The 16770-nt window shown below is 71.8% G+C and carries 13 protein-coding genes; 6 read left to right on the top strand and 7 right to left on the bottom strand.

Annotated features, from left to right (window positions below):
• Positions 1-4: 4 nt before the first annotated feature.
• The 3 genes from AC3RX1_RS00615 (at position 5) to katG (ending at position 4014) form a co-directional block, all read left to right on the top strand.
• The gene (locus AC3RX1_RS00615) at positions 5-1000 is read left to right on the top strand and encodes a stage II sporulation protein M (RefSeq protein ID WP_491499293.1); all 996 of its coding nucleotides are present in this window, start codon (positions 5-7) and stop codon (positions 998-1000) included.
• A 264-nt stretch (positions 1001-1264) separates the two neighbouring features.
• Entirely contained in the window at positions 1265-1717 is a 453-nt protein-coding gene (locus AC3RX1_RS00610; RefSeq protein WP_491499292.1) for a Fur family transcriptional regulator, read from the top strand.
• 41 nt (positions 1718-1758) lie between these two features.
• A complete protein-coding gene (gene katG, locus AC3RX1_RS00605) occupies positions 1759-4014 on the top strand; it encodes a catalase/peroxidase HPI (RefSeq protein WP_491499291.1) in 2256 nt (751 codons plus the stop codon).
• A gap of 162 nt (positions 4015-4176) precedes the next feature.
• On the opposite strand, the gene aqpZ is transcribed toward katG, so the two are convergent.
• The 7 genes from aqpZ to AC3RX1_RS00570 form a co-directional block, all read right to left on the bottom strand.
• A complete protein-coding gene (aqpZ, locus tag AC3RX1_RS00600) occupies positions 4177-4950 on the bottom strand; it encodes an aquaporin Z (RefSeq protein ID WP_491499290.1) in 774 nt (257 codons plus the stop codon).
• A gap of 130 nt (positions 4951-5080) precedes the next feature.
• Positions 5081-6232, bottom strand: coding sequence for a calcium:cation antiporter (locus tag AC3RX1_RS00595; protein ID WP_491499289.1), 1152 nt, complete (start codon positions 6230-6232; stop codon positions 5081-5083).
• Positions 6233-6618: 386 nt separating this feature from the next.
• Positions 6619-7920: a DUF58 domain-containing protein gene (locus tag AC3RX1_RS00590; RefSeq protein WP_491499288.1), complete on the bottom strand. Its 1302-nt coding sequence runs from the start codon at positions 7918-7920 to the stop codon at positions 6619-6621.
• Positions 7921-7922: 2 nt separating this feature from the next.
• Positions 7923-9020, bottom strand: coding sequence for an AAA family ATPase (locus AC3RX1_RS00585; protein WP_491499287.1), 1098 nt, complete (start codon positions 9018-9020; stop codon positions 7923-7925).
• Positions 9017-10273 carry a DUF4350 domain-containing protein gene (locus tag AC3RX1_RS00580; RefSeq protein WP_491499286.1) on the bottom strand — a complete coding sequence of 419 codons (1257 nt, stop codon included), beginning with the start codon at positions 10271-10273 and terminating at the stop codon, positions 9017-9019. Before AC3RX1_RS00580 ends, AC3RX1_RS00585 begins: the two co-directional genes overlap by 4 nt.
• Positions 10270-10962, bottom strand: coding sequence for a DUF4129 domain-containing protein (locus AC3RX1_RS00575; protein WP_491499285.1), 693 nt, complete (start codon positions 10960-10962; stop codon positions 10270-10272). Before AC3RX1_RS00575 ends, AC3RX1_RS00580 begins: the two co-directional genes overlap by 4 nt.
• Entirely contained in the window at positions 10959-12401 is a 1443-nt protein-coding gene (locus AC3RX1_RS00570) for a glycerophosphoryl diester phosphodiesterase membrane domain-containing protein (protein ID WP_491499284.1), read from the bottom strand. The genes AC3RX1_RS00575 and AC3RX1_RS00570 overlap by 4 nt, the downstream gene beginning before the upstream one ends.
• A 165-nt stretch (positions 12402-12566) precedes the next feature.
• Here AC3RX1_RS00570 and mtrA point away from each other — a divergent pair, with 165 nt between their 5' ends.
• Genes mtrA through AC3RX1_RS00555 form a run of 3 tightly spaced genes read left to right on the top strand, consistent with a single transcriptional unit; the run spans position 12567 to position 16712 of the window.
• Complete coding sequence (gene mtrA / locus AC3RX1_RS00565; RefSeq protein ID WP_491499283.1) at positions 12567-13247, top strand: MtrAB system response regulator MtrA; 681 nt, start codon at positions 12567-12569, stop codon at positions 13245-13247.
• Positions 13248-13254: 7 nt separating this feature from the next.
• On the top strand, positions 13255-15021 hold the full coding sequence (mtrB, locus tag AC3RX1_RS00560) for an MtrAB system histidine kinase MtrB (RefSeq protein WP_491499282.1): 1767 nt from the start codon (positions 13255-13257) through the stop codon (positions 15019-15021).
• On the top strand, positions 15018-16712 hold the full coding sequence (locus AC3RX1_RS00555; protein ID WP_491499281.1) for an LpqB family beta-propeller domain-containing protein: 1695 nt from the start codon (positions 15018-15020) through the stop codon (positions 16710-16712). The genes mtrB and AC3RX1_RS00555 overlap by 4 nt, the downstream gene beginning before the upstream one ends.
• The last annotated feature ends 58 nt before the right edge of the window (positions 16713-16770 follow it).

Here is a 16770-nt window from a genome sequence, read left to right as displayed (position 1 = left end):
CCACATGGACCTCGACGCCCTGGCCGCCGCCCGCAGCCCCGAGTGGTCCAGGCTCGACGAGCTCAGCCGCGCTCGCCGCCTCACCGGCGCCGAGGCCGACGAACTGGTCACGCGCTACCGTGCCGCATCCGCCGACCTCGCCGACATCAAGACGAGCGCCGGCCGCACGCTGCTCGGCGACCATGTGTCGACGATCATCGCCCGTGCGCGGCTGCGCCTCACCGGCAGCGGCACCGACCCGCGCGGCGCCCTTCCGCGCTTCTTCGTCTGGCAGCTGCCGGCGGCGCTCTACCGGCTGCGCTGGACGACCCTCGCCATCGCGCTGGCCTTCTTCGCGATCGGATCGCTCGTCGCGATCTGGATCGGCACCGACGCGCAGGTGCTCGCCGCGCTCGGCCAGAAGGCCGACCTCGAGTACTACGCCGAGCACCAGTTCACCGACTACTACCGCGAGAATCCCGCCGCCGTGTTCGCCGGCACCGTCTGGACCAACAACGCGTGGATCGCCGTGCAATGCGTCCTGTTCGGGATCACCGGCATCTGGCCGCTCTACGTCGTGATGCAGAACGCCGTCGGCGTCGGCACCGCGGGCGCCGTGATGGTGTCTCTCGGGCACGGCGACGTGTTCTGGCAGTTCATCGCCCCGCACGGCCTGCTCGAGCTCACGAGCGTCTTCGTCGCCGCTGCCGCCGGGCTCCACGTGTTCTGGGCCTGGGTCGCCCCCGGCCGCCGCAGCAGGGGAGAGGCACTCGCCGCCGCAGGACGCTCCCTCGTCACCGTCGCGATCGGGCTCGTGTTCTCGCTCGCGCTGTCCGGCGCCGTGGAGGGATTCGTCACCCCGCAGCATTGGCACTGGTCGATCAAGGTCGCGCTCGGCGCGCTCGCGCTCGCCGTGTTCCTCGTCTACATGCTCGTGGTCGGGCGCCGCGCGGCGCGTGCGGGCGAGACCGGCGACCTCGCCGAGAGCGAGGCGGGCACGCCGCGCCTCGTGGCGGGGTAGTGCCGCCGCCGAGAACGAAGCGGGCACGCCGCGCCTCCTCGCCGGGTAGCGGGCTCCGACGACCTGGCGGCACGCCGTGCCTGGTCGTGCGGTGACGCCGCCGCGGTCAGAACTCATCTCATTTGGAGCCTCGGCGCGGTGAAACGGGCTCGTTCCGGCCGTCGCGTGCGATCTGTGATGAGTTCTGCACGCCGGCGTTCCGGACAAGCAGAGCCCGAGCCCCACCACTTTTTGATTTGATCAATTAAAAGGTAGGCTGAGGGCATGCACGCGCACCGGAGTGATCAGGATGCGGCGGCCGCCATCCGCGCCGCCGGGCTGCGCGTCACCGACTCCCGCTGCGCGGTGTTCGACGCGCTCCGCGCGCAGCCGCACGCCAGCGCCGACGACGTCTTCGTCGCCGTGGCCCCGCTCCTCGAGCACCCGAGCCTCCAATCGGTCTACAACGCGCTCGGCGACTTCGCCGACGCGGGGCTCGTCCGCCGCATCGAGCCGGCCGGGCGCCCGCAGCTGTTCGAGCTGCGCGTCGGCGACAACCACCATCACCTCGTATGCACCGGATGCGGCGCTGTCGTCGACGTCGACTGCGTCGTGGGGGAGGCGCCGTGCCTCAGCCCCTCCGATGCCGCCGGCTTCCGGATCGCGGAAGCCGAAGTCACCTTCTGGGGCACCTGCGGCGACTGCACACACGCGGCGGCCGACGCATCCGTCGCCTGAGACTTCCACCGACCCACGCAACCCACGAAGAAGGGACCACAATGACTGACAGCGTCATCGACGAATCTGAGGGCGTCATCCCCACGCCCACCGCAGAGGAGTCGGCGGTCGCGGCCGAGGAGGCCACGTGCCCGGTCGTACACGGCGTGAGCCGCGCCGGCGGCTCGAGCGCCCGCAACTGGTGGCCGAACCGCCTGAACCTGCGGATTCTCGCCAAGAACCCGCCGGCCACTAACCCGCTCGGTCCCGACTACGACTACAAGAAGGCGTTCGAGACCGTCGACCTCGACGAGCTGCGCGCCGACATCGAGGAGGCGCTCACCACGCCGCAGGACTGGTGGCCGGCCGACTTCGGCAACTACGGCCCCTCGATGGTCCGCATGGCCTGGCACAGCGCCGGCACCTACCGCGTGACCGACGGCCGCGGCGGCGGCAACAGCGGCCAGCAGCGCTTCGCTCCGCTGAACAGCTGGCCCGACAACGCCGGTCTCGACAAGCCGCGCCGCATCCTCTGGCCCGTCAAGAAGAAGTGGGGCGACCGCATCTCGTGGGCCGACCTGATGATCTTCGCCGGCACCGTCGCGATGGAGCAGATGGGCTTCACCTCGTTCGGCTTCGCCGGCGGCCGCGTCGACGCGTGGGAGCCCGAGGACGACGTGTACTGGGGCTCGGAGAACACCTGGCTCGGCGACGACAAGCGCTACACCCCGGGTGAGAAGCGCGATCTGGAGAACCCGCTCGCCGCGGTGCAGATGGGCCTCATCTACGTGAACCCGGAGGGCATCGGCGGCAACCCCGATCCGGTGGAGCTCGCCGGTGACATCCGCGAGACGTTCAAGCGCATGGCGATGAACGATGAGGAGACGGTCGCGCTCATCGCCGGTGGCCACACGTTCGGCAAGACGCACGGCGCCGGATCGGCCGACCTCGTCGGTGCGGCGCCGGAGGATGCCCCGCTCGAGCAGATGGGTCTCGGGTGGAAGAACGCGCACGGCACCGGAAAGGGCGACGACCAGACCGCGAGCGGCCTGGAGGTCACCTGGACCTACCACCCCACGCGCTGGGACAACGAGTTCTTCCACATCCTCTACGCGTACGAGTGGGAGCTCATGGAGAGCCCGGCCGGCGCGAAGCAGTGGCGGCCGAAGAACGGCGCCGGCGCCGACATGGTGCCGATGGCCCACGACTCCACGAAGCGGCGCGAGCCGCGCATGCTCACGAGCGACCTATCGCTGCGGTTCGACCCGATCTACGGGCCGATCTCGAAGCGGTTCAAGGACGACCCGGAGGCGTTCGCGGATGCGTTCGCCCGCGCCTGGTTCAAGCTGACGCACCGCGACATGGGGCCGTCGACGCGTTACCTCGGCAAGCTCGCGCCCACCGAGGTGCTCATCTGGCAGGACCCGGTGCCCGCTGTCGACCATGAGCTGATCGACGAGGCCGACGCCGCCACGCTGAAGGCCGAGATCCTCGCCTCGGGCCTCACCGTCTCGGAGCTCGTGTCGACCGCCTGGGCGGCCGCGGCATCCTTCCGCAACAGCGACAAGCGTGGCGGCGCCAACGGTGCACGCCTCGCCCTCGCGCCGCAGAAGGACTGGGAGTCGGGCAACCCGGCCCGCTCGGCGAAGGTGCTCGACGTGCTCCGCGGCATCAAGGAGCGCTTCGCCAAGCCCGTGTCGCTCGCCGACCTGATCGTGCTCGCCGGCAACGCGGGTGTCGAGAAGGCGGCGAAGGATGCCGGACACGACGTGGTCGTGCCGTTCCACCCGGGACGCACCGATGCCACGCAGGAGATGACCGACGTCGAGTCGTTCGCGTACCTGGAGCCGGTCGCCGACGGGTTCCGCAACTACGTCGGACCGCTCGCGACGGCCGCCGACCTGCCGGCCGAGCACCTGCTGGTCGACCGGGCGAGCCTGCTGAGCCTGACGGCACCCGAGATGACGGTGCTCGTCGGCGGCCTGCGCGTGCTCGACACGAACTGGGACGGCTCGAACTACGGCGTGCTCACCGAGCGCCCCGGCGTGCTGACGAACGACTTCTTCGTGAACCTGCTCGACATGGGCACCGAGTGGAAGCCGCTCGACCCGGGTTCGCACGCGTTCCAGGCGTCGGATGTCGTCACCGGCGAGCTGAAGTGGATCGGCACGCGTGCCGACCTCGTCTTCGGGTCGAACTCCGAGCTGCGTGCCGTCGCCGAGGTCTACGGCGCCGATGACGCGGGCGAGAAGTTCGTGAAGGACTTTGTCGCGGCCTGGACGAAGGTCACCGAGCTCGACCGGTTCGACCTGGTCTGACAGGCAGACCTCGCTTCAGGTCCCTGAGCGAGCGCAGCGAGTCTCTTCAGCTCCCTGAGCGAGCGCAGCGAGTCGAAGGGCCGGTACCCACCATCGCGGAGGGTACCGGCCCTTCGACTCGTCGCTGCGCTCCTCGCTCAGGGACCTGTTGTCGTGTGAGGATCACACGCCGTTCGTGGTGACGACCCGCGGCTCGGGGAACAGCGCCTTGTGCACGAGGCCGGCGATCGCCCCGCCGACGAGCGGGAACACGATGAACACCCACAGCTGTGCGAGCGGTGCCACGCCGCCGTAGATCGCCGCGGCGATCGACCGGGCCGGATTGACCGAGGTGTTGTCGATCGGGATCGAGATGAGGTGGATGAGCGTCAGCGTCAGGCCGATCGCGATCCCGGCGAAGCCCGCCGGCGCGCGCAGGCTCGTCGCCCCCGCCACGACGAGCACGAAGATCGCCGTGAGGATGATCTCGATGATGATGGCCGCGCCCAGGCCCCAGCCCGAGGGGGACTGATCGCCGAAGCCGTTGCTGGCGAATCCTCCCGCCTGCGCCTTCTGCAGCCATCCCGGCGGGCCGAACAGCCCGACGAGCACGATCAGCGTCGTGCCGACGATGCCGCCTACCACCTGCGCGACCCAGTACCCGACGACGTCCTTCCACGGGAAGCGGCCGCCGATGGCGAGGCCGAGGGTGATCGCCGGGTTGAAGTGGCCTCCCGAGATCGGCCCCCAGGCGTACACCCCGACGAGCACGGTGAGGCCGAAGGCGAAGGCGACGCCGAGGTGGCCGACGCCGAGCGGTGTCCCTTCGCCGCCGACGGCGAAGTCGGCCGCGATGAGGGCCGTGCCGACACCGCCGAGGACGAGCACGAGCGTTCCGATCGCCTCGGCCACCATCCGGGTGACAAGGGGCGGCGACACGTCCGTCGAATCAGCCATCACAGGCTCCTTTCGTCGGTGCCGTGCGGCGCGCGGCATCCGTCGGGCCTGAGATTATCGGCATGGTCGGCCGCGCGGTGCGGTGCGACACGGCGAACCGCGTCGTTCCGCGCGTTCGGTGGCGGATGCCTCACCCGAACAGGGTGAGCGTGTACAGCGCGAACACGGCGAGGTGGGCGGCTCCGTGAACGGGAGTCCCCCGCCGCGCGGTGAAGGTCACGATCGTCAGCACGAGCGAGACGCCGAGCAGCACGAGCGCCGTCGGGTCGGCCGCGAACACGGCGTGGTGCCCGGTGATGAGGCCGACGACGAGCACCGCAGGGACCGTCAGCCCCACGGTCGAGACCAGGGCGCCGTGGCACAGGTTGCTCACGCGCTGCGTTTCGCCGGCGGCGGCCGCACGTACCGCGGTGATCGCCTCGGGCAGGAACACGATGGCGGCGATCAGCGCACCGGCCAGCGCGGCCGGCGCGCCCACTCGGTCGAGGGCGTCGTCGAGGAGCGCCGCGAGGCTGTGCGAGAGCAGGACGATCGGCAGCATCGTGGCCCCCAGCAGCAGGAGCCGGATGCCGATCTCGCGCCGATGGGCCGCGAGGCTCCCGCGGGCGACGGGATGCGTCTTCTCGCCGATCTCGCGGAAGTCGCTGGCCTGCGGGCCGATCTGCCGGTGCAGGAAGAACACGTACAGTCCGACCGTGAGGACGGTCACGATCGCGGCCTGCGGCACCGTGAAGCTGCCGCCGACGCCGATCAGCGCGGGGAGCGCGAACGCGACGGTGCAGAGCACGACGAGCATCGCGACGTAGGCCGAGGTGCCGGCGCGGTTCGCCCGCATCCGGTGCCCATGCAGTCCGCCGACGACGAGGGACGCCCCGATCACGAGGTTGAGGATGATCATCGACACGGCGAGTACCGAGTCGCGCGCGACGACAGCGTGGTCGCCGGGGCCGAGCATGACGGCGACGATGAGGACGACCTCGATCAGCACGATCGACAGGGTGAGCACGAGCGTGCCGAGCGGATCGCCGAGGCGTGCGGCAAGACGCTCGGCCTGGTGCACGACGCCGAACGCGCACACGACGATCACGGCGATCGTCGCGGCGAGGGCGCCGACGCTCGCGGCGGGTGAGCTCAGCGCCGGGCCGAGGAGCGCGAGCGCGCTGACGGCGATCCAGCCGAGCGCCGCGCGGCCGAGGGCGGCCGGGGTGAGGATGTCGCGGAGCGGCGTGGGGGTTGTGGCGTGGGCCGTGTCATTGCGCGGCGCGCGGGTCGGGACGGTCATGGGAGAGCCTCTGGGGCCGTCCCCGTCCGGATGTGGCAGCGCCGGGCCGTCCCGTTCGCTGTCGCGCATCAGCGTTGGCCTCCACCGTAGCAACAAGGCCTGGGCAGCGCCCGAGCATCGTGCTGACGCATCCCTCCCTTGGGTGGCCCTTCGACTCGGGGCTTCGCCCCTCGCTCAGGGACCTCGGATCAGCCAGATCCCTGAGCGAGGGGAGGGTGAACCAGATCCCTGAGCGAGGGGAGGGTGAGCCAGGTCCCTGAGCGAGCGGAGCGAGTCGAAGGGCCGCCTGCGCCGTCACGGAGGGGAGGAAGACCGGCGGAGGGAGGACGAGCGGCGCGGTGTCGTCCTTCCCTCGTCTCGTCTCCTCCGCTCAAGGGCTGGGGCGTTCAGAGGCGGCCGGTGGCCTTCAGCTGCAGGTAGCGGTCCGCGATGCGCGGCGGAAGGTCGTCGGGGCCGGCGGCGATCGCCTCGGCGCCGGCACGGCCGACCGCCTGCGCCACGCGGTCGGCATCCGCCAGCGTTTGCTCGGCAGCCGCGGCCCGGTACACCTCGCCCACCGTCGCGCGCGCGGCGGCGCGAGCGGCGAGCTCGCCGTCGGTCACGGTGCCGACCAGCACGTGGGTGTGCGCGGTGACGGCCGGCAGTGAACCGAGGAAGCCGCGCGCCGATGCCGCCTCATCCTGCGCCGTCAGCAGCACGACGAGCGACGGCCGCACGCCGAGGGCACGCACCTGCGCGAAGGCGGCATCCCAGTCGGTGTCGATCAGCGTCGGCTCGACCGGCGCCATCGCGTCGACCAGGGCCGGCAGGAGCATGTCGCCGTCGACCCCCGAGACCCGAGCCCGCACCGCCCGGTCGAACATCACGAGGTGCACATGGTCGCCCGCCTGCGCGGCGAGAGCCGAGAGCAGGAGCGTCGCCTCCATCTCGGCGTCCAGCCGGACTCCGTCACCCACGCGGGCCGCCGAGGTGCGCCCTGTGTCGATCACGATCACGATGTGCCGATCGCGTTCTGGCCGCCACGTGCGCAGCATCGTCGTGCCCGCCCGCGCCGTCGCACGCCAGTCGATCGAGCGCACGTCGTCGCCGCGCACGTATGGCCGCAGGCTGTCGAACTCGCTGCCCTGCCCGCGGATCAGCACGCTCGTCGCGCCGTCGAGCTCGCGCAGCCGGGCGAGACGAGACGGCAGATGCCGGCGCGCGGTGAACGGTGGCAGCACCCGGATGGCGCCGCGCGCGTCGATGCGCGCCTGTCGCCCCGCGAGCCCGAGTGGACCGAGGCTGCGCAGCACCACGAACTGCGACACCAGCTCTCCGCGCCTGCGGGGCCGCAGCAGGACGGGGAGCCGCAGCGGCGTCTCGGGCTCGAGCTCCACCCTGATCCGCTCGGCCGGCGCACCGGCCGTCGGCTGCCAGGCGTCGCGCAGCCAGCCCCGCAGTCGACGTGGCCCGCGCAGCGTCAGCGTCGTTTCCACCTCGGCGTCGCGCAGGATGCGGCGGGGGAGCGTCCGCACGACGCGAACGGCGCGCGGATCGGCGGCGGCCAGCGCATCCGCCCCCGCCGCGATCGCACACAGCACGACCCATCCGGCAGCCGCGATCCAGGCGTCGACACCGGCGATCGACAGCGCGATCACCGGCAGCGCGCCGAGCGCGACCAGCAGGGGGAGCCGTCCGGTGAGATACATACTCAGATGGGCACCCGCGTCTGCTGCAGCACGGAGGTGAGCACGGCGTCGACCGACACTCCCTCGAGCATCGCGTCGGGCCGCAGGCGGATGCGGTGCCGCCAGGTCGGCACGAGCATGGTCTGGATGTGATCGGGCGTGATCGCGGGGTAGCAGCCGAGCCACGCCCACGCCTTCGCCGTCGCGAGCAGCGCGGTCGCCGCGCGCGGGCTCACTCCGAGCTGCACGGAGGGGCTCTGCCGGGTCGCCCGGGCCAGGTCGACGAGGTAGCCGAGCACCTCGTCGGTGACGGCGACGGATGCCGCGGCCTGGCGCGCGCGGCGCAGCTGCGCGGCATCCACCACGGGCGCGATCTCGCGCAGCACATGAGGGTCGAAGCCCGCCGCATGCCGGCGCAGCACCTCGAGCTCGGCGTCGCGCTCGGGCACCCCGATCACGAGCTTGAGCAGGAACCGGTCGAGCTGCGCCTCGGGCAGCGGATACGTCCCCTCGTGCTCGATCGGGTTCTGGGTCGCCGCGACCAGGAACGGGTCGGGGAGCGCGCGCGTCACGCCGTCGGCGGTGACCTGGTGCTCCTCCATCGCCTCGAGCAGTGCCGCCTGCGTCTTCGGCGGCGTCCGGTTGATCTCGTCGGCGAGCACGATGTTCGTGAAGATCGGCCCCTCGCGGAACTCGAACTCCGCCGTGCGGGCGTCGTAGACGAGCGATCCCGACACGTCGCCGGGCATGAGGTCGGGCGTGAACTGCACCCGCTTGGTATCGAGGCCGAGCGCCTTGCTGAACGCCCGCACGAGCAGCGTCTTCGCGACGCCCGGAACACCCTCCAGCAGCACGTGGCCGCCCGCGAGCAGGGCGATCAACAGACCCGCGATCGCCCCGTCCTGGCCGACGACGGCCTGTCCCACCTGCAGCCGCACCCGGTGCAGCGCGTCGCGGAGGGCCGCGTCGGCGGATGCATCGGGCGCCGCGGAAGTGGACGCGTCGGGTGCCGTGCGGGCGGATCCGTCTCCGGTCGTGGCGGCACGTGTCGCGGCGGCCGTGTCGGCGGTGCCGGATGCGTCGGCGGTCGGGGGAGCGGATGCGGGTGTCGGGTCGCTCATGGGCGGTTCCTCCCGGTCGGGGTGTCGTACGGACGCAGCGCGGTGGTCACGGCGCGCTCGAGGTCGCGGAGCCGGTCGCTCAGGTGGAGCAGGGCACCATCGGTGGTGGGGATCTCGTCGATCAGCACGCCACGCACCTGGGCACGCGGCATCCCGAGCAGGTCGGCGGCGGCATCGCACACTTCCGTCGCGGACGCGGTGGGCCCGAGGCCGAGTATGCGGCCGAGGCGGTTCAGCGTGCCGATGCGCAGCCGGTCGGCGACGTGCAGTCGGTCGCGCGAACGGGCGTACAGGCGCGCGCGGCCGTCCGTCGTCTCGGCAGTGCGCACGGTCACGGGGAGGTTCTCAGCGACGAGCGGTCCGAACCGGCGTCCCCGCCACACACCCGCGGCGACGCCGGCGACAAGGAGCAGCACGATCACGGGGCTCACCCACGACGGCGTCAGCGTTGCGAGCGTCGGCGGCTCGGTGCCGGCGTCGGCGTCGTCGGCCGACGGCACGTACCAGATGAGGGTCGGGTGCGCTCCGAGGAGGTTCACGGCGAGCGCCGCGTTGCCGTTCTGGGTGAGGGCCGCGTTCGTGAAGAGCTCGGTGGCGTCGATCACCGTGCTGGTGGTGCCTGCGGTCGTCCGCTGCAGGAGCGCCGCGTCGGAGCCGACGCGGTAGCACGCGGTGACGGCCGGGTCGGACCCCGGCGCGTAGAGCGTGCCCGGAAGGATGCGTCCCGCCCGCTGAGCGGCCGGCAGTGGGCAGCCGGCGGTGACGGGCGCGTCGGCGCCGAAGCCGGCGGTGGAGGCGTCGAACAGCAGGCGCACCGTGCGCGACTGCGGCTGGATCACCGCGACGTCGGCCGCCGATTCGGCGAGCTCCTGGAATCGCTTGTCGGCCACCAGCGGGCTGTCGGGCAGCACCAGGGTCGCTCGCGCCGGGCTGCCTCCGGCGCGACCGGCGTCGGCGAGAGCGTGCGCGAGAGCGCCCCGGTCGCGCACGACGAGCACGTCGACGCCGTGATCCGACAGGATGCGTGCGAGTGCGCGCGCTCCGTCGGGTCCGGCCGATTCCGGGTCGAGGAGGTCGCGCTTCGTCCACTGGCCGATTCCGCTGAGCACGGCGCCGATGATGCCGACGATGACGAGGACGACGGCGATCGCGACCCAGGCTGCCGCACGACGTCGGCGCGGTGCGGGCCGTGGGTGAGTGGGGGCTTCGGGGGCCGGCGGTGTCGCCACGCCGGGATGCGTCGCCGTGGTCATACGGCCGCCTCGACGCGTTCGTGACTGGCAGGCTGCGCCTGTGCGACGGCGTCGTCGGCCCGTGCGACGCGGTCGTACAGGTCGGCGGTGCCGGAGCGGCGCAGATACCGCACATCGTCGAACGCCGCGGCGGCGTCGTCGAGCAGCGCGATGTCGGAGGGGAATGCACGTCCCGCCGCACGGGCGAAGGCATGCACCGTGGCGCCGGGCACGAGCTCGACGGCACCGCGTTCGGCGAGGCCGCGCGCCAGGGCGCGGAACCGCAGGATCACGGCTTCGGTGAAGTCGCCGGCGGTCACGGCCGCGGCGGCGGCGCGCCGCAGCTGCGCCGCGGAGCGCGTCTCGGCGTCGCCGAACAGGTCGGTGGGAGCTGTGGCGCCGCGCCGGGAGAGTCGGCCGCGCCCCGAGAAGATCACCGCCACGATGATCAGGGCGATGAGCACGAGGCCGATCCCCAATGCCAGCCAGAGGCCCCAGGCGCCGGAGGCGCTGCCCCCGAAGAGGTTCTCGAAGAACTGCTGCACGCCGCGCGCGATACGGTCGATGGGGGTCGGCTTCGCCGCGGCGTATGCAGGATCGCTCAGCTCGTGCTCCGCCCATCGCCGCGCCTGCTCGCCGTCCGGGTCGAGCGGCGGCGCCGTGGTCGAGAGGAAGGGCTGCGGGACGGAGATCGGCAGTCCTCGGCTCACGGCGCCTCGTCGCTCGGCCGGCCCGGCGCGGCCCAGTCGGTGGACGAGGGGCCGGCTTGCGACGAAGACCCGGGGTTCCGGCCCTTCGACTCGTCGCTGCGCTCCTCGCTCAGGGACCTGGCATCAGGATGGCGCTCGGGTGCCGGAGCGGACGGCTGCTGCGCGGACGGCGGCTGCTGGAGGTATGGAGGCGGCGCGTACGGCTGCTGGCCGTAGGGCTCGGGCTGTCCGTATCCCGGCTGTCCGTACGGCGGCTGGCCGTAGGGCCCGGGCTCTCCGTACGGCGGCTGGCCGTAGGGCCCGGGCTGTCCGTATCCCGGCTGACTGTACGGCTGCTGGCCGGAGGCCGGAGGTGGGTAGGCGGCGGGATACGCGGGGGCGGCGAGCGGAGGCCGCACGAGCGTGCGGCCGATGTGGGCCGTATAGGGGTCGGGAAGTTCGGTCGCTCCGGCATCCCGCCGCTCCACGTACTGCAGCAGATCGAGGTCGAGGCCCTCGTGACGCATCCGGGTGTCGATGTAGAGGATCGAGGTCGCCGTCGCCTGCACCACCGACGCGATCGACTGCACGAGCAGCACGACGATCTCGGCGACGATCAGCGTGCCGAGACCGGCGATCATGGCGCCGGATGCCGACTGGCCGGTCGGCGCGATGAACGCCGACGCCAGACCGCCCAGCACCGAGAACGGCAGCGACACGATCTGCGCCATCGCGCTGAAGATCACGCCGATCACGACGATGACGCCGAGGATCGGCCAGAACCGTCCGCGCGTGAGGCGCCACGACCGGGCGATGGCGGCCCCGATCGTCGCGCGCTCCATGATGATTGCGGGCGGCACGAGCAGCAGCTTCGTCGAGAGCCAGAGGTACAGCGGGATCGCGGCGAGCACCGCGAGGATCGTGAGGATGATCGCGAGCGCCTCGGCGACACCGGAGACGGCGATCACGACGGCGGTCACTGCGGCGATCGCGACGAGGACCGCGACGGTGATCAGCAGCGCGTAGCCGATGAGACGCCAGGCGACCGGGCGCACCTGACGCCACAGCTCGGGCAGACGCATCCGCTCCGCCACCGCGCCCCGTGCGACATCCGTCAGCACGACCGCCTGCACGATCACACTGAGCGCCGCGGTGGCGAGGCCGAGGACGCCGCCGGTGACGATCACGATGGCGGTCGATCCGGCCTCGATCGCCTGGTAGTCCGGCGAGGATGACGGCACGTTCTGCAGCCGCGAGAACGACCAGAACGCGGCCGCTCCGACCGCGGCGATGAGCACGAGGAACGCGACGACCTGCACGACGAGCGCGAAGCCCAGGAGCACGCGCGGATTGCGCCGCAGCGCCGCGAACGACCGTCCGAGCACCGTTCCGAAACCGAGCGGATGCAGCGGGATCAGCCCCGGGCGCGATGCGGGTGTCCAGGTCGGATACGCGGTCACGAAGCCTCCAGCAGGGGGAGCGGTGCGTTCCCTATCGTGTCACACCCTCGCGAGGCATCCGCCCCGGTCTGGGTCTGCTCGGCTACGCTGTGCAGAGCGCACGGGGACTGCGCTGTACAGCGTGCCATGGCGAGGCCTGGCCGGATGAAGGACGAAACGCGTTCAATGACTTCACGGATCCTGGTGGTCGACGACGACACGGCGCTCGCGGAGATGATCGGCATCGTGCTGCGCACGGAGGGGTTCGACACCGTCTTCTGCGCCGACGGCGCCAAGGCCGTCGAGGCGTGGCGCGCGCATCGTCCCGACCTCATCCTGCTCGATCTCATGCTTCCCGGGATGGACGGCATCGAGATCTGCAACCGGGTCCGCAGCGAGTCAGGCGTGCCGATCATCATGCTGACCGCCCGCAGCGACACCGCCGATGTCGTGAAGGGGCTGGAATCGGGCGCCGACGACTACATCGTCAAGCCCTTCAACCCCAAGGAGCTCGTGGCACGCATCCGCACGCGGCTGCGGCCGGGCTCGCAGGCCGCCGGCGAGGTGCTGCGCATCGGCGATCTGGAAGTGGATGTCGCGGCCCACGAGGTGCGCCGGGGGACGAGCTCGATCGCCCTCACGCCGCTGGAGTTCGAGCTCCTCGTGGCGCTGGCGTCCAAGCCCCAGCAGGTGTTCTCGCGCGAGATGCTGCTCGAGCAGGTCTGGGGCTACCACTACAAGGCGGACACCCGCCTGGTGAACGTGCACGTTCAGCGCCTGCGCGCCAAGGTCGAGCTCGACCCCGACAACCCCAAGATCGTCACCACGGTGCGCGGCGTGGGATACCGCGCCGGCGCCGTGGTCTGAGGCCCGCATGACCACCGCGCCCGTGCGCACCGCGTCGTCGCCCACCTGGCGCGACGGCGCCTGGTGGCGGGCCCGTGCCGAGGAGCTCGGCACTCTGTGGCGGCGCTCGCTGCGGTTCCGCACCGTCGTGATCAGCCTCGTGCTGACGGCGATCGCGGTGGTCATCGCGTGCGTCTGGATGGCCCTCGCGATCCAGAACGACCTGTACGAGTCGCGCAAAGAGCAGGCGCTCAGCGACGCGCGCCGTGCCGTCGACAGCGCGCAGGCGACGCTCAATGACGCCGTCGTGCAGGACGACCCGGTGCAGGTCCAGAACCTCATGAGCAGCGTGTCGACGTCGCTGGCCCGGCAGTCGGCGACAGACATGATGATCGCGATCCGCATCGACAAGACGCCGTCGCAGATCGCGCCACCGGGCTTCCGCTCGGGCGGTCTCACCGAGGACATGATCTCGCCCGAGCTGCGCACGCACGTGCAGGCCGAGAGCCAGACCGCCCAGACGCAGTGGGGGCAGTCGATCTCGCTGCCGTCGCCCGACGGCGCGGTGCGGCCGGGCATCGTCGTCGGGCAGCAGATCATCGTGCCGGACATCGGCCCGTACGAGCTGTACCTCGCGTACGACCTCGACGACGCCGCCAAGACGCTGAGCTTCGTGCAGGCGACGCTGTGGATCGTCGGCAGCGTGCTCGTCGTGCTCATCGGCGGCATCGTCTGGTTCACGATCCGTGCCGTGACGACGCCGATCCGGCAGGCGGCCGACACGAGCGCCAAGCTCGCCGCCGGCGACCTCGGCGTGCGGCTGACGGTGCACGGCGAGGACGAGATCGCGACGCTGGGGCGCTCGTTCAACGCGATGGCCGACAGCATCCAGTCGCAGATCAACCAGCTCGCCGAGCTGTCCCTCGTGCAGCAGCGATTCGTGTCGGATGTCTCGCACGAGCTGCGCACGCCGCTCACCACGATCCGGCTCGCGGCCGACATGATCAACGACCGGCGTGACGAGTTCGACCCCGCCACGGCCCGCGCCGCCGAGCTGCTGTACGCGCAGGTGCAGCGGTTCGAGGTGCTGCTCGGCGACCTCCTCGAGATCAGCCGGTACGACGCCGGATCGGTGCAGCTCGAGCTCGAGCCGACGAGTCTCGCCCACCTGGCCCAGGACGTCATCGCGTCGATGCAGCAGCTCGCCGACCAGCACGGCACCGACGTGCGCCTCGTCGCCCCCGGCGGCTATTCGCCGGTGGAGATGGACCCGCGCCGCATCCGCCGCATCGTCCGCAACCTGCTCGGCAACGCGATCGAGCACGGCGAGGGCCGCCCCATCGTCGTCACCGTCGACAGCAACCAGCAGGCCGTCGCGCTGGGCGTCCGCGACTACGGGATGGGGATGACCGAGGCCGACGCCGAGCACGTGTTCGACCGGTTCTGGCGGGCCGATCCCTCCCGAAAGCGCACGATCGGCGGCACGGGCCTCGGCCTGTCGATCGCGCTCGGCGATGCGACGCTGCACCAGGGCACGCTGACGGTGTGGTCGCACCTCGGGCGCGGCACGAACTTCGTGCTGACGCTGCCGCGGGGCGGGCATCCCGTCGAGGGCGCCTCGCCGCTGCCGACCGATCCCGGCGACGACGGCGCGTCCCTCGACGAGCTCGGACTCACGCAGCCGATCTCGGTGCAGGACCTCGGGCCCGACGCGCTGCGGGGTGCGGGTGGGCGCGGCGGCGCTGCTCCGGGATCCGACGCGCTGCACGACGCTCGCCACGGGGGTGCCTCATGACCGGTTCCCGCGGGCGACGCGGCGCGCTCGCCGTGCTGACGGCCGCTCTCGCGCTCATCCTGTCGGCGTGCGCCGGGCTGCCCACCTCGGGGCCGGTGTTCGCGGGGCTGCCGCCGGGGGCCGCGGATCCGCCGGACTTCTCGTTCGTGCCGCAGAAGCCGCAGGACGGCGCGTCGCCCGAGCAGATCGTGCAGGGCTTCATCGACGCCGGCATCGGGCCGGAGGGCAACTGGTCGGTCGCGCAGCTGTACCTCGCGCCGTCGTTCCGCGGCACCTGGAAGCCCGGCGACAACACCACGATCGACGACCGCGCCGCCCGCGTCTACACGACCATGGGCGACAATGTGACCCTCACGGTGACGCAGCGCGCGATCGTCGACGCCACGGGCGCGTACAAGCCGTCGGACGGCGGCCGGACCCCGCTGGACTTCTCGCTGCAGAAGGTCGACGGGCAGTGGCGCATCGCGAAGGCGCCGAACGGCATCGTGCTCGGCGCCGACCAGTTCACGGGAGTGTTCCGCGAGTACTCGCTCATGTACTTCGACCCCGGATGGCGCTACCTGGTCCCCGACGTGCGCTGGTTCCCGACGAGCATCGCGGCGACCCGCGTCGCGCAGACGCTCGTCGACGGCAAGCCGAGCCCGTGGCTTGCCGACAGCGTGGTCACGGCGTTCCCCGACAGCGTGAAGCTCGATGTGCCGTCCGTGCCGACCTCGGGCAGCGTCGCGCAGGTGGAACTGAAGGGCCCCGTGTTCTCCCTCGATTCCCAGACGCTCGACCGCATGCAGACGCAGCTGCAGCGGAGCCTCGCGAGCGCGGGCGTCACCGACGTGTCGATGTCGTACTCGGGCACGGTCGTGAATGCCGAGCCCGTCGCCACGGCGTCCACGCGGGTGGACACGCGTGCGCTGGTCAACACGGCGAAGGGTTTCGGGTTCCTCGCCGGGGGTGACGGGATCGAGCAGATCAAGGGCATCACGCAGGCGATGACGCGGGTGCACCCGGTCGCCATCGGCCTCGCGAACGACTACTCGGCCGCGGCGGTGCGCACCTCGTCGGGGGCAGTGGCCCGCGTTCCGGCGGCGGGGCCGATCCTGTCCCTCGACGAGCGCGCCGGGCTCGTCGATCCGGTGATCGACACGAAGGGCTTCATCTGGTCGAGCCCCGGCGACGATCCCGACGGCCTCGTCGCCTACAGCCCTGTCGGGAAGGCGACGAAGCCCGGACGCGGCTCGTGGGCGAACGCCTCGCACGTGACGGCGATGGCGGTGTCGCGCGACGGCACCCGGATGGCGGCCCTGCTGCGGATCGGCGGGGTGCCGCAGGTCGAGGTGTTCGGCATCGTGCGCGACGCGAACGGCACGCCCACCGGCCTCGGCGACTCGGTCATGGTGGCGAAGCTGCCTGGCGCGGGGATCGACGTGACCTGGCTCGACGACGCGACCGTGGGCGTGCTTGCGCGCTCCGGAACCGGGATCGTCGAGATCAGCCAGATCGTCGGCGGCCCCGGCGAGTCGATGTCGGCGCCCGACGGTGTCACGACGATCTCGGGCACGATCGGCACGACAGTGCGCCTGCGGGGATCCGACGGCACGCTGTACTCCCAGCGGGGGTCGAACTGGGAACAGGCCGGCGCCGGGGTCGAGGTGCTCGCGACGGCGCAGGGGATGCCCCAGCAGTCGCAGGGCTGACCCGGCGCGTCTCGGCGTCGTGCGGGGCCTTCGCGTCTCGCCGTCGTCGTGCGGCCTT

This window comes from Microbacterium altimontanum, from assembly GCF_058349865.2.
Note: the sequence above shows the minus strand (reverse complement) of the source record. Positions and strands in the feature narration are given on the sequence as shown.

What these genes read in the sequence shown, in the direction of transcription:
- AC3RX1_RS00615 (WP_491499293.1), top strand. Translation starts at nt 5, where the DNA reads ATGGACCTCGACGCCCTGGCCGCCGCCCGCAGCCCCGAGTGGTCCAGG.
- AC3RX1_RS00610 (WP_491499292.1), top strand. Translation starts at nt 1,265, where the DNA reads ATGCACGCGCACCGGAGTGATCAGGATGCGGCGGCCGCCATCCGCGCC.
- katG (WP_491499291.1), top strand. Translation starts at nt 1,759, where the DNA reads ATGACTGACAGCGTCATCGACGAATCTGAGGGCGTCATCCCCACGCCC.
- aqpZ (WP_491499290.1), bottom strand. Translation starts at nt 4,950, where the DNA reads ATGGCTGATTCGACGGACGTGTCGCCGCCCCTTGTCACCCGGATGGTG.
- AC3RX1_RS00595 (WP_491499289.1), bottom strand. Translation starts at nt 6,232, where the DNA reads ATGACCGTCCCGACCCGCGCGCCGCGCAATGACACGGCCCACGCCACA.
- AC3RX1_RS00590 (WP_491499288.1), bottom strand. Translation starts at nt 7,920, where the DNA reads ATGTATCTCACCGGACGGCTCCCCCTGCTGGTCGCGCTCGGCGCGCTG.
- AC3RX1_RS00585 (WP_491499287.1), bottom strand. Translation starts at nt 9,020, where the DNA reads ATGAGCGACCCGACACCCGCATCCGCTCCCCCGACCGCCGACGCATCC.
- AC3RX1_RS00580 (WP_491499286.1), bottom strand. Translation starts at nt 10,273, where the DNA reads ATGACCACGGCGACGCATCCCGGCGTGGCGACACCGCCGGCCCCCGAA.
- mtrA (WP_491499283.1), top strand. Translation starts at nt 12,567, where the DNA reads ATGACTTCACGGATCCTGGTGGTCGACGACGACACGGCGCTCGCGGAG.
- mtrB (WP_491499282.1), top strand. Translation starts at nt 13,255, where the DNA reads ATGACCACCGCGCCCGTGCGCACCGCGTCGTCGCCCACCTGGCGCGAC.
- AC3RX1_RS00555 (WP_491499281.1), top strand. Translation starts at nt 15,018, where the DNA reads ATGACCGGTTCCCGCGGGCGACGCGGCGCGCTCGCCGTGCTGACGGCC.